Raw genomic sequence first — 13,029 nt, 5'->3', positions numbered from 1 at the left:
GAAGAAGTGTGATCGATACAATTTTCGGTTGAAGCCTTTTTGGCATAGAGAAGAAAATTATATCGATCACACTTTGTATTAGGAGATAAAGGTAAATTGCGCGGTCTCAGCGACCAGGGGTGAGGGATCGGCTTTGTAGCGTTCCAAACGCTTTATTCTTTCATCGGTCCAACCGCTGGCTTGCCTGGCTTGCGTGATGAGAGCAGCGAGCGCGAGACGACGTAAACGCTCGTCGCGACTATTTGCAAGTGCCTGCTCCAGGGTTGCTAAATCAATATCGGGGCGTTTCGCGACCCCTTCGATAGCCTGTATTGCTCTTGCCAGGGCATCGGGGTGCAGGTCCTTTGCCAGGTGCATAATTTCCGGTGCTACCTCCGACCAGGGGAGGCCCTGAATAATAAGGTTAAGGCGCATGGATATGGTAAGCCGATCACTGGCGAGTGCGCTTAAGATGGCCCGCGTGGTGGGTACCAGGCGTCGTTGATCGTTGCGTAGCGCGGGCAGATAATTGTTGTAGGCCGTATGGAGTGCCCGGCGATTGTTTAGGAGTTTGCGTATAGCCTCTCCAACGAGGTCGGCATCTCTCCCCATATAGATCGCAAAGAAGGCCCTGGAGGCGAGCGCGCATTCACCTGGTAGTGGAGAATTCAGCAGCGCAGAGAGATGGGTAAGCAGGGTATGCTCAGTATCGGTTACTGGATGCTGCATACAGCGCTGAAGCACATGCGTACGCACAACGGGATCTGGATGGTTAAGTAAGGTGGCGAGCAGGGTTGCCAGGCGTTTCTGAGCTTGAGTTGAGAGTCCATCGGCAGGAATTTGGATCACGCCACGCGCGATGGAGATATCGGAGGCATGGGCCGCCTGGTTGAATATCTCCCAGGTCTCATCGCGCTCCAAATAGGACCAGAAAGCACGCAAGAGGGCCACGCGTACATCACGATGGAGCTCATGTGTGTTGAGTGTGAGCAATTCGCGATACGCCTCCTCTGTTGCCAGTTCTCCGATCAGGCGTACGGTCTCTTTGGCGACTGTGACCTGGGTGGTTGGCACGCCGCGTAAAATCTTGAGCGCTTCAGCCTGTGGCAATGAGAGCAGAGCCTTGCGCAGGGCATAAATAGCGACACGAGCGCGTGCATCATTTAAGGCTTTAAGTAGGATTGGGATACCCTGACCGGCATCCAGCTTACCCAGCATTTGCAGGGCTGTATCGCGTACTGGCTCACGTGTATCGCTCGCGAAGGGAATGAGATAAGCCGGGTCGAGCGCTGGCATGGCTGCCAGTTGATGAATAGTGTAGGTGAGAGAAGAGGTAGGGCGCTTCTCATCGTTCGCGACCTCAAGCAGGGTGAGCGCAAAGAGTTCCTGTTGCGTTGGTGTCCAGCGGTAGAAGCCTTCGCTAAAGGAGAGGACATAGCGAGTCTTGCCGGTGCTAAATCTGCCTTGATAGGCCTGCTGCCCCAGGAAGGGGGTCAGCAAGTCTTGCCGGTTGCGATGGAGATAGGCGGAGACAGAGGTAAGAGTAATGCAACTTTTATCCTGTTCCAGCAAGCGTGGAATAAGCGAGGACAGGCGTGGCCTTTGATATTCGGCGAAGAGCTCAAGGGCCGTGTTTATAGTTGAGGCTTGACGCGTCTGGCTCAGGAGAGATTCTAGAATATCTGCCAGTTCACTCATCACGCGCAGGCGAGGCCCAAAGGCGTTTGCCAGACTTACTAGCGCGGCCTCGCGTTCGCGTCCTTTCCATTCCTTTATCAACGGTAGGAGTGTATCTGCGAAGAGCTGTGTATGGGCTTTACTGATATAAGTGTAGAGCTTAGTGATGCTCGTATATCCACGTTTACGATAGAGATTGGTCAGTTGCGTTGCGCACCATGTTGGATGGAAGGTAAAGAGCTGTAGCACGATAAGCTCAAGCGTGTTTGCGCTAGCGGCTGAGAGGTCGCGGGCATTGAGGGCATCAAGGATGATCTGCTCAAGGTTGTCCAGGTCTGTGGCGGACCAGATATGACGTGGCAGCTCCGAAAGCGCATTAAGTAAAGCGAGCCGTACAGGATCTTGTTCGTAGCGACGGGCGCGGACAAGTTGCAGCACATCACCGAGGCGCTCCCGCTGATAGCGGGCTGAGGCAATCAAGGCGCTAAGAGCCGCGGCGCGCAGATCGGCGTCAGGCGTATTCAAATAACTACTCACCAGGTTTTGGGCTTCATCCCAGGGTAGGAAGGCGGCATAGCGTAGTCTGGAGATAGGGGACGTTGCCAGCGCCGGAAGTGCTATATGGCGGCGTGCCTCCTGCATACGTTGAACAGTCGGCAGAGATTTGATAATGTCTAATGGTAAAATACCATCTTTATCGCGCCAACCACGTGCACAGGCAGTATAGATCTCAAGGCGCTGTTCTGGCTTAAGCTTGCGAAAGTATTTATGGAAAAAGTGGTGGCTACCAAAGTTTGTCGCGTAATGAGTAAGCAGAGCGATAATCTGCTCTGCATCCAGGATGGGTATGACCCTGCTAAAGTTTATGCTGCTCTGCTGACCTGAATGCCTGAGTAGGTCGAAAATCTCTCTGGGGCGCCTGAGAACGAGCGATTGTATGCTCAAGCGTTGAAAGGGAATAAGCGTGAGCGCTCCGCGCACCAGCTCAAGCCCGGCATCGGGATCTAGCTGAGCAAGCAGGGGCATAACGGTATTGACTTGCAGGATGAATTGTTGATCCAGGACATCGCTGGCAGTAATACGAGCGCGTAACTGAGTGCTCGCGAAGGCTGGATGGCTCCTGGTCAAGCGCTTCCAATCATCAAGCTCAAATTTGTCAATGACCTGTCCAAGATGGTGCGTGACGATGTCAAGCGAGGCGAAAGGGAGCAACCGCTTGAGACGTGCATCCTGGCGTGTCGCAAGTGTCTCTATGTAGGCATTGATGGGGTCTTGCCTGCGGTGGCGTGCAAGATTAGTGAGGATTACAACTTGTAAGTCATTAGCTAATGTTTCTAGCGCGGCTTGTATCTCTGTATCGCTACATAGAGTTGGGACGAGAGCGAGAGCGAGAGAGCGCACGCAGCGCGAGGGGTCGGAGAGCGCCTGGAGAGCCAGGGCTGAGTTCTGGCTGCCATAGCAGGATTGAAGCGCCAGGGTGCGCTCATAGACGTTGCCGCGGGCCAGGGCTGCTATAAGCTCGCGGATGCTGGCATCTTGCGCGTACAGGCGGCCCAGTTCCACCATGCGGTACATGCGCCCATGATGCGTTAAAGTCTCACACTCTTGTAAAAAATCTTCCAGCGTCATGCTCTCTTCTCCATCACGTCTCTTTAGCAAAGAGTAGCTATTATGTTTTCTTGTATGCCTGAGCATAGTACGCGAAGGCAGTTTGCCTGTCAATATCCAGGGTTGGTACGCGACGCTGCTAAAGCACGCGTCTACATATCATGGTACGAGGCTCACCGTGCCATGATATGTAGACGCGTGCTTTAGCAGCGTCGTTCGGATACAATCTAAATAAAGAAATTATATAGAAAGTAATCAATTAAGAGATATGCGAAAAACACCTTTCTGGAAGCAATCCTGGCCGCGTCGGTTGTTATGGAGTCATGCCATAGCGGTGGCGGGCTTTTATATGATCAACTGGTGGCGCACAAGGCCGCGCGAGAGCGACCAGGTGGAGAGTCTCTCAGTTGCTGCGCGCGCGAGAGTCAGTGATCTTCCGCTGGTCTCCATCATTGTCCCGGCGCGTGACGAGGAGCACAATATTCAGCGCTGTGTTGAGTCACTCCTGGGGCAGGATTATGGTAACTTTGAGGTCATTGTTGTCAACGACGACTCACAGGACAGGACGGGCGAGATTCTGCAAGCTATACAGCAGCAGCACCCACACGGCGATTTATTGCGCGTGGTTGAGGTAAAGGAACTCCCTACAGGTTGGGCGGGGAAGCCACACGCCATGCACCAGGGGGCGCTGGCGGCGCGTGGCGCGTGGCTGGTCTTCTCCGATGCTGATACCTGTCACGCGCCTCAGGCGCTGCGCTCGGCCTTTGCGCGGGCGCAGGAGGAGTGTGCGGACCTCTTTAGTATGGGCGCGGAGCAAGAGCTACCCACCTTCTGGGAGAGGGTGCTGATTCCTATCGCCTATATGGGTATCAGCATGCTCTATCCGCCGCGACAGGTCAATGATCCCAACAACCCGCTGGCTATCGCCGCCGGTCAGTTTATGCTGATTCGTCGCGAGGTCTATGAACATATCGGTGGCTATGCTGCGCCACACCTGCGCGCCACCGTACTTGATGACCTGGACCTGGCGCGTACGGTCAAAGCCCAGGGCTATCGCACACGTTTTCTAGACGGGCGCGGCCTGGTCTTTGTGCGTATGTATCGCAACTTTGGCGAGATCTGGCGCGGTTGGCTCAAGAACGCCTATCTCGGCAATCGCGGAGGTTTACCCTTCTTAGTAGTGCAGCTTGTTGGCCTCTTTAACGTTTGCATCGTGCCCTTCCTCCTGCCACTGCTCTTCTTTGCACGGATCAAGGGTCTGAGTAAGAGGGATATTACGCGGGCGACGGCCCTGGAGTTATGGGCACTGCTCTCGTACCGCTTCTGGCTCAATCGCAAGCTAGGCTTACCGCGCTGGCAGGCCCTGACCCACCCGCTGGGCGCGGCTATCTTCGAGGGTATTCTGGCCCGCTCGGCCTGGCTTGTGCTCTCGCGCAAAGGCGTGCAGTGGCGTGGGCGCACCTATCACGGGGCCGAGGAATAAAAGAGGTAAGAAAATAGTGAATGCTGCTAGGCCAATGGCCGCGGCCATTGGCCTAGCAGCATTCACTATTTTCAAGGTATTTTTCGGCAATCTGGCGTGCAGCGACCTCGATTGCGTCACGTAGCTCGCGGGGTTCGAGCACAAGTGCATCGGTGCCAAAGGCGAGTACGTAGGGGACCGCGCTCTCGATAGAGTTCATTTTGACCTCCACAACGATGCTGCCGTCATGGCGGGAGTCCAGAATGGTATAGCGTCCCTCAAGCTTGTGGCGGCCCTGGGCGTCGATGTGCAGAATGACATTGATGGGGGCCTGAATGGCATCGATAGTGATATGCTCCTCTTCCCAGTAGCTTTGTAGATCGAAGTCATGGTGAGTATACGTGGCCTCATTTAGGACACGCATATTCTCAATATTGGCTACGCGGAAGGTCTGGTACGCACTACAGGTGTGGCAATACGCGACGAGATACCAGATACCTGAACGAATATGTTTAAGCGACAGGCCCTTGAAGACCAGGCCGATGGGATCAAGCCGACGCCATTTGATGCCAGGCTTATCAATGCACGAGACGCAGGGATAGAGAATCTCAACCTGGTAGGCCTCTAGCACGGCGGAACGAATGCGTTCCAGATATGTCGTGTGCTGTGTCTTCCCGTAGTGCCAGGCGCTGGTATCAAAGAAGATACGCTCACGCGCGGCGCGTACGTTGTCGCGATACTCCTCCGGCAGCGTCGCTTCCAGTTTGATGAGCGCGCGCTGTAGCCCGTCGTCTCCCGCGAAGAGACTATAGTTGCCCGCAATATCTGTGCTTAAAATAAGCGAGACCGCCTCTTCACGTGTGAAGACGGTCGAATCGAATTGATAGTTCGCCGGTAGATAGTAGCCTCCGCCGGGGCCGTAGTCCATTGAGATTGGTACGTGAGCCAGTGAAAGCGAGGTTATATCCCGGTAGATGGTGCGTGTGGATGTCCCCAGAATCTCGGCCAGTCTCCTGGCTGTCATTTTTCCACGTGCTTGTAGGAGCAGTGTAATAGCCACGAGACGCTCGATTTTTTGCATACTTGTATTGTGGCATGAAGCTGTGCCAAAAGGCAAGGTATTGCAGGCGCAAAAAGTTTTGTATGACAAAACTTTTTGCGCCTGCGGCGCCTGATTAATATGTGTGCTGGGCATTCCTGGGCAACGCCCAGCACACATATTTTTTTACTCGCGGGCGGTGGTGATGCGGAGGATTTCGGGGGCTTTCTGGAGCATGCGTTGGGCGGCCAGGTGGGTGGTTATAAAGTAGAGCAGCCAGCCGTAGACGAGGGAGGCCGGAATAGAGAGACTCCAGAGCCAGAGTATATGGAAGAAGACGGGTAGGAGGAGGGCTGCGGCCACCGGTGCCAGGAGCACCAGCATCAGCAGGAAGAGGGCCGAGGTCTGAATCAGGCGTAGGCAGCCATTCTCTTGCGAGGTCGTGGTGGCGCTGGCCTGGTAGCCGTGTTGCTCCTGGGGCATACGGCTGGGAAAATAGACGGAAGAGAGGTTGCCACAGCCCAGGACAATCCCCAGACCAGCTAGCCCAATAGTCAGCGCGGGCAGCACGTACTCCCAGCTGTGCGCGACATACGCTCCCAGCAGGATTACTATGAGCAGGTTGAGGGTGCCTAGCACAAAGGCAATCAGGTTCTTGCCAAAGAGTAGTTGCTGAGGTTTGATAGGAAAGATAAAGAGTAGGGCCAGGCTCTGGCGCTCAAGACCAAGCACATTATGCGAAAAGCTAGTGACGAAAAAGAGCGCGTAAAAGGGAACGGCCAGCACAGTCCAGGAGGATTGCAGGCCGTCGCCAAAGCGCGTGGGACTAAAAAGCGTAATCACGATCAGCACCACCATCGAGATCAGGGATTGAATGATGAGGCGCAGGAGCATGGGATCGCGTCGGTAGTACTTCAAGTCCTTGAGAGCGATGGCCCTGGTCTGCTCCGGTAGCCAGTGCGCCAGGCGTGAGCGCGTCGTGGGAGCGGCGGTGGCGAGGTCACGCTGGCTAGCAGGTGCGCGGCGTACACGGACGGCTCCAGCGCCCTCGGTAGCGGTAAGCGCGCGTTCGACGACGATCTGCCAGAGATAGAGGACGAGCAAGGTAATGGCCAGCAGCGGAAGCAGCCAGGCAAAGCTCAAAAGCCAGTTGCCACGTGTAGCCTGTAAGATCACCTGGGCCGCCATGCCAGGTGGCAGCCATTGCAGGTAGTGCGAGAAAGCCTGGTCATAGAGGGCGTGAACCAGTTGGCGTGCGCCCAGGCCGCGAAAGACCAGTTGCTGGATGAGATAGCACGAGGAAGAGAAGAGGCCAACCAGCAGGATGCTGACATCGCGGAAGCGGCGGCTCTGCATTACGCGCCCCAGGAGGGCCAGTACAAGCTGACTACACCCGATAAGCTGGGCGAAGAAGATGAGCATGGTCACACTCGACATAAGGACCACGAGAGGCGAACTGGCCCAGCCAATGATGACCGCAAGGCAGAGCAGGAGCATACCGAGGGTGGGAACATCAAACAAGGTTGAGAGCAACAGGCTGAGCATTAATTCTTCGCGACTAAGCGGAAATAGGACTAATTTCGCGACATTCAGCCCTTCATTGACGTTGTATTCGAAAAGTGGTAGAGTGAGCCACAAAATGAATAAGCCGCTTAACACAAGGGTTAGGACTTCAGCGTTGGCTGGTGCTGGCAAGAAGCGATACGCGAGATATGTCGCAGCAGCGATGCCCAGTGAGAGCGGCACGATGATGAGAAGGGAGAGCACCAGGCCGGTAATTTGCCTGGTCTGGCGGGCGGTAAACATACGCGAGAACATTTTCCAACGCAGCCAGAAGAGCCAACGTACTCTATCTCCACGAATCCGCATAACAGACCAGTTTCTCGATTGAATTGGGTATCCAATCGCCTTTCTTGACGTTTATCTAAAGCAATAAAGCAGGGATGTCGCCAAAACAGATACGTGCCAGCAAGCTTTTCCGTTACGTCCATTGCTTCCATACAGTACCCATGTAGAACTATACCAATTTTCTTATATAGGCGACAAATAGCTGTGTATGTACGATAATAGGTTGGCTGGTAGGCACGAATTATGTGCTTCTGTTTGTACAGGCATAGCCAACGAAAGCCAGTGTGCAACCACGAGGTGTACGCAACCTCATGTCGCTCTTTTTTATACCCCCTCAAATCTCATCGAAAGACTGACACCCCCTTGTCAGCCATTGCAGGCTAGACTTTTAAGAGAAGGAGTGGATGTGCGTAGCGGTTAGGCATGTCAAGAAAGGACCTGCTTGCAATGCCATTAGAAAAAAAGCAAAAATTGTTCTCATCGTATGTTGAATCATTTAAGTTTAATTGGCGTATCTTTACTCGTATTCTAGGCTTATTGCGCCCTCACTGGTTCTGGTCCATTACTACTCTCGTATGTGTCGCATTGGCAACTGGCGCCTCACTAGTGGTGCCGCAGTTGTTGCAGTGGGTGATCGATGTCGGTGTGCGGAATGGCAACCTTACTGATCTGATCATTGCCGCAGTAGCGATTTTAGGGGCTAGCTCATTGCGTGGTCTCTTCTCATATGGACAGGGCTACCTCTCTCAGGCAGTCTCGAACCAGGTCGCGTATGACCTGCGTAACATGATGTATGACCACCTTCAGGGTCTGAGCTTCGCCTTTCACGATGACTCAGAGACGGGACAGTTGATGTCGCGTATGACGGTGGATATTGAAGCGGTGCGTAACTTTCTCCCTTTTGGTTTGATGCGCGCTGCCCTGGCCCTCGTCACGTTTGTCACGGTGGCGGCGATTCTCTTCTCGCTGGACTGGGCTTTGGCGCTGGTGACCCTGATCTGCGTACCCTTCCTGGCGATCTTTACCTCTCAGGTGGCGATCCGTATTCGCCCGCTCTGGCTGGCTGTTCAGAATGAGAATGGCGAACTCAGCACCATTATGCAGGAGAGCCTGAGTGGTGTGCGCGTGGTCAAGTCCTTCGCGCGCGAAGAGTTCGAAATGGAGAAGTTCGACAAGCAGAATCAGCATCTGCGTGATTACAGCCTGAAGGCCATGCGCTTCATGGCCTGGAACCAGCCTCTGCTGGTGTTTGTGCTGAACGTCGTGACCGTGCTGGTGCTCTGGGTCGGTGGTATCGCGGTTATTCAGCACCACCTGAGCCTGGGAACCCTGGTCGCGGTGACGCAGTACGCGCTCTTGCTGGCGACTCCTGTACGTACCTTTGGCTTTATGGTGAACTGGTTCATGCGCGGCCTTTCGGGCGCTGAGCGCATCTTCTCCGTGCTGGATACTAAGTCGACGGTGACCGATGCTCCCAATGCCAAGGAACTGAAGAATATCGAGGGTCATGTGCGCTTTGAGCACGTAGACTTCTCCTACGCCCGTGGTCGTCAGATTCTTCATGATGTGAATATTGATGCGCAGCCAGGTCAGGTTGTGGCCTTGCTGGGTGTGACGGGTAGCGGTAAGAGCACACTGCTGCACCTGCTGCCGCGCTTCTATGATGTCACCGATGGCGCGATCACGGTTGATGGGCTGGATGTACGCGAGGTCACGCAGAGTTCACTGCGGCGCAACATTGGCCTGGTCTTGCAGGATGTCTTCCTCTTTAACGCGACGATTCGCGATAATATCGGCTATGGCGTGGAGCATGCCACCGAGGAGCAGATTATCGCGGCGGCTAAAGTGGCACGCATCCATGAATTTATCCTGAGCCTGCCTGATGGCTATGAGACCTGGGTTGGCGAGCGTGGTGTCACCCTCTCGGGCGGCCAGAAGCAGCGTGTCGCTATCGCGCGTACCCTCTTGCTGAACCCGCGCATCCTGGTCCTGGACGACTCGACCTCCAGCGTGGATATGGAGACGGAGTACCTGATCCAGCAAGCGCTGGAAGCGGTTATGAAGGGGCGCACCTCCTTTGTGGTGGCCTCGCGCCTGCGTACCGTCAAAAATGCCGACCAGATCCTGGTGATCGAGGACGGGCATATCGTCGAGCACGGCACGCACGATACCCTGGTGACGCAGGATGGCCCCTATGCTCACCTGTATGATCTACAGCTACGTGAGCAGGAGGAGTTCGAAGCTCGCTTGCTTGCGCAGCAGGTGGACGAGGACCTGCGCAAGAGCTCTAAAGGGAAGAAAGAGGCGAGCGAGGAGCAGCAGCAGTATCCTTGCCTGGATGCCGAGAACGTTGAGAAAAGGGAGGCGATGCGGTGATTTTGCGCAAGAGTAAACCCAAGTCCGACTTGTATGATAAGCTTTCGGCTCGCCGTACCTGGAGCGAGAATAGCCTGGCAGGTTCGGATGAAGATATCGAAGGCAAGTTTGATTGGAAGCTGATTGGTCGCTTTGGTCCCTATGTTGGTAAATATAAGACCGCGACCATTCTGAGCTGTGTCCTGGTGCTGCTGTATACCGCCTTCAACCTGGCGAACCCCTACCTGATTGGTCTGGCAATCGATAGCTCTATCAGTCATGGCGATCTGGTTGCCCTGGCCTGGATTAGCGGAGTCCTTTTGCTCGTAAATGTGGGAATGTGGCAGTCGCAGTACTGGCAGATCTGGAGCATGTCCTGGGCGGGCCAGCGCATCCTGTATAAAATCAGTGCCGACATGTTCGCGCACTTGCAGAGGCTCTCGCTGAGCTTCTATGACCACACGCAGATTGGGCGTGTCATGTCGCGCCTGCAAAGCGACATCGATGTCATGGAATCCATGCTTAGCTCGGGCCTGCTCTCCATGCTGGGTTCGCTGGTGGCCCTGGTGGGTATTATCGGAACCATGCTGGCGCTGAGCGTGCGCCTGGCCCTGCTGACCTTTACCGTTCTGCCAATCATGGTCATCATCGCCATCTTCTGGCAGCGATACGCGCAGCGTTCCTTCCGTCGCACGCGTGCTGCCATCTCGCTGGTAAACGCGACCTTGCAGGAGAACATCTCCGGCATGCGCGTCATCCAGAGTCTGGCGCGTGAGGATCGCAATCGCAGCGAGTTCGATGAGTTGAATCGTTACAACCTGGATACGAACCTGGAGTCGAGCCGGGTGGCCGCGCTTGTCCTGCCACTAGTTGAGGTCGTAGCGGCGGTGGCGACGGCCCTGGCAGTGGTCTATGGCGGCTGGCTGGTCGCGCATGGTGATTTACAGGTTGGCGTACTGGTCGCCTTTACGCTCTACATCAACCGTTTCTTCGATCCCATTCGCGACCTGAGTATGCTGTATACCCAGTTGCAGCGCTCGGGGGTTGCCGCTGAGCGTATCTTCCAGATTCTGGATGTACCAATTTCCATTCAGGATCGTGAAAATGCCTATGATATGCCAGAGGTCGTGGGCAACGTCGAGTTCAAGAACGTAGTCTTTGGCTACAAAAAAGAGCATCCCGTGCTGCGTGGGCTGAATCTCACGGCCCAGGCGGGCCAGACTATCGCCATTGTGGGACCAACGGGCGCAGGTAAGAGCACAATCATCAGTCTCTTGCCACGCTTCTACGAGGTATTGGATGGAGCCTTGCTCATTGACGGGCACGATATTCGCGAGGTGAAGCAGCAGTCCTTGCGCAGGCAGATCGGCATCGTGTTGCAGGAACCCTTCCTCTTCACGGGTACCATTCGCGAGAACATTCGCTATGGACGCCTGGACGCCAGCGATGCCGAGGTGGAGGAGGCCGCGAAGGTTGTGGGTGTGCATGATCTGATCATTGGCATGCCCGATGGCTATGATACCGTCATTCGCGAGCGTGGGCGCAACCTGAGCGTGGGCCAGCGCCAGTTGATCTCCTTCGCGCGCGCCTTGCTGGCCGATCCTCGTATTCTGGTGCTCGACGAGGCCACGGCCAGTATTGATACCTTCACAGAGGTATTGGTGCAGGAGGGCTTGCGCCGCCTGCTGTATGGACGTACCGCCTTCGTCATCGCACACCGTCTCTCGACCATAAAGAACGCGGACAAGATCATTGTCTTGCAGAAGGGCGAGATCATGGAGCAGGGTACGCACGATGAGTTGTTGAAGGCCGATGGCGCCTATGCCTCGCTCTACGCGATGGGCTTCCGCCACACGGATGTGAAGGAGACGCTGCCCGAAGCCGTCTAAACGCCGTATCACACCAAAACAGGCCCGCGAAACACGACATGCTGTTTCGCGGGCCTGTTTTGGTGTGTGGTTATAGTAGAAGAAGGATTTTGGCGACGAGCTTTTGAAAGTATAATCTTACGACGGGAACAACGCTTGTGATGGATGGGGGTGGACTCGTCGTATAGAGATTAAAAGATTCTAAGGCTGAAAGATTTTAGTAGAGTAAGACGACAAGCGAAAAATTTTAGTGTACACTGGAGGGTGAGTAGATCGCCCTCCAATTTTTTTTGTCGCTTGCTGTAGGTGTTCTTCGCTGAAAGGAGAGAAGTGAAATGTGTAGCCAGTACCAATCTGGTCCACTTCCCGCTGGTCAAACGGGGCCATTGCCCGTAGTCAGAGCGATCAAAGTGCCGCTCTTGCCTCGGCGGATGGAGACGCATGCGTTGCCGACGCCGTATGTGGAAGACCATGGGCACTATAGCACGTTCGTCCTTGCGCGTGAGGAGTTGAGCGGGCAGGTCGCGTCCCATGTCCATATCGAGCAGGTATTGCTCAAGCGGGTAAAGCTGAACGAGAGCCAGTTCGACCTTGCGCGCCTGGAGGATTGCCGCCTGGAGGCGTGTGAAATGGCGAGCGCCTGCTGGCCGCAGGTCAATATGGACCGGGTCGAGTTTCGCTCATGCCTTCTGACTGGCTTCCAGGCCAACGAATCGCGCTTACAGGACGTGGTATTTCAGGGCTGTACCTTGAACCTGGCTCAGTTCCGTTTTAGTAAGTTTCGCTCGGTCCGCTTTGAAGAATGTGATCTTAGCGACGTGGACTTTCAGGCCTCGGACCTGGCAGGTGCGGTATTCGAGCGCTGCCGCCTCAACCATGTGCAGTTTTCGGGTACCAGGCTCAAGGGTGTGAACCTGGCAGGCTGTGAGATCGAGGGCGTACATATTGGACCAACCGAGTTGCAAGGCCTGGTCATAGATCCCGTGCAGGCGGTGGCGCTGATTCAAGCGTTAGGGGTCGTCATTGAGTGGCCATATGCTCAACCGCAGACAGATGAATTGTCATGATGGCAGAAGCGCATAGTGGGGCTCTAGCTTGTAAGCGTTTGTGCGTCTATTTGTTACTGTACAAACGTATATAGGCTAGAGTCTTGAGAGTATGTCTCCTCGCAACCCGCTTGTAGAGCGTTCTTA

Annotated in this window: 7 protein-coding genes; 4 read left to right on the top strand and 3 right to left on the bottom strand. The window is 55.0% G+C overall.

Annotated features, from left to right (window positions below; translation table 11 throughout):
- Window positions 1–78 precede the first annotated feature (78 nt).
- Complete coding sequence (locus KTE_RS43055) at window positions 79–3,285, bottom strand: HEAT repeat domain-containing protein (RefSeq protein WP_201393104.1); 3,207 nt, start codon at window positions 3,283–3,285, stop codon at window positions 79–81.
- Between the two features lie 247 nt (window positions 3,286–3,532).
- Here KTE_RS43055 and KTE_RS43050 point away from each other — a divergent pair, with 247 nt between their 5' ends.
- Window positions 3,533–4,747, top strand: a complete 1,215-nt coding sequence (locus KTE_RS43050) for a glycosyltransferase (protein ID WP_201393102.1) — start codon at window positions 3,533–3,535, stop codon at window positions 4,745–4,747.
- A gap of 52 nt (window positions 4,748–4,799) precedes the next feature.
- On the opposite strand, the gene KTE_RS43045 is transcribed toward KTE_RS43050, so the two are convergent.
- Window positions 4,800–5,807 carry a YafY family protein gene (locus KTE_RS43045; protein ID WP_201393100.1) on the bottom strand — a complete coding sequence of 336 codons (1,008 nt, stop codon included), beginning with the start codon at window positions 5,805–5,807 and terminating at the stop codon, window positions 4,800–4,802.
- A gap of 144 nt (window positions 5,808–5,951) precedes the next feature.
- Complete coding sequence (locus KTE_RS43040; RefSeq protein ID WP_201393098.1) at window positions 5,952–7,634, bottom strand: hypothetical protein; 1,683 nt, start codon at window positions 7,632–7,634, stop codon at window positions 5,952–5,954.
- 426 nt (window positions 7,635–8,060) lie between these two features.
- Here KTE_RS43040 and KTE_RS43035 point away from each other — a divergent pair, with 426 nt between their 5' ends.
- The 3 genes from KTE_RS43035 to KTE_RS43025 all read left to right on the top strand — a co-directional run bounded on the left by KTE_RS43035 (window position 8,061) and on the right by KTE_RS43025 (window position 12,903).
- Window positions 8,061–9,989: an ABC transporter ATP-binding protein gene (locus KTE_RS43035; protein ID WP_201393096.1), complete on the top strand. Its 1,929-nt coding sequence runs from the start codon at window positions 8,061–8,063 to the stop codon at window positions 9,987–9,989.
- Entirely contained in the window at window positions 9,986–11,857 is a 1,872-nt protein-coding gene (locus tag KTE_RS43030; RefSeq protein ID WP_201393095.1) for an ABC transporter ATP-binding protein, read from the top strand. The genes KTE_RS43035 and KTE_RS43030 overlap by 4 nt, the downstream gene beginning before the upstream one ends.
- A 314-nt stretch (window positions 11,858–12,171) precedes the next feature.
- A complete protein-coding gene (locus KTE_RS43025) occupies window positions 12,172–12,903 on the top strand; it encodes a pentapeptide repeat-containing protein (RefSeq protein WP_201393093.1) in 732 nt (243 codons plus the stop codon).
- Window positions 12,904–13,029: the final 126 nt, after the last annotated feature.

The sequence above is a fragment of the Ktedonobacter sp. SOSP1-85 genome, assembly GCF_016587415.1.
GTDB lineage: Bacteria > Chloroflexota > Ktedonobacteria > Ktedonobacterales > Ktedonobacteraceae > Ktedonobacter.
The sequence above is the reverse complement of the archived record's forward strand: the minus strand, read 5'-3'. Positions and strand labels throughout refer to the sequence as shown.

What these genes read in the sequence shown, in the direction of transcription:
- KTE_RS43055 (WP_201393104.1), bottom strand. Translation starts at nt 3,285, where the DNA reads ATGACGCTGGAAGATTTTTTACAAGAGTGTGAGACTTTAACGCATCAT.
- KTE_RS43050 (WP_201393102.1), top strand. Translation starts at nt 3,533, where the DNA reads ATGCGAAAAACACCTTTCTGGAAGCAATCCTGGCCGCGTCGGTTGTTA.
- KTE_RS43045 (WP_201393100.1), bottom strand. Translation starts at nt 5,807, where the DNA reads ATGCAAAAAATCGAGCGTCTCGTGGCTATTACACTGCTCCTACAAGCA.
- KTE_RS43040 (WP_201393098.1), bottom strand. Translation starts at nt 7,634, where the DNA reads ATGCGGATTCGTGGAGATAGAGTACGTTGGCTCTTCTGGCTGCGTTGG.
- KTE_RS43035 (WP_201393096.1), top strand. Translation starts at nt 8,061, where the DNA reads ATGCCATTAGAAAAAAAGCAAAAATTGTTCTCATCGTATGTTGAATCA.
- KTE_RS43025 (WP_201393093.1), top strand. Translation starts at nt 12,172, where the DNA reads ATGTGTAGCCAGTACCAATCTGGTCCACTTCCCGCTGGTCAAACGGGG.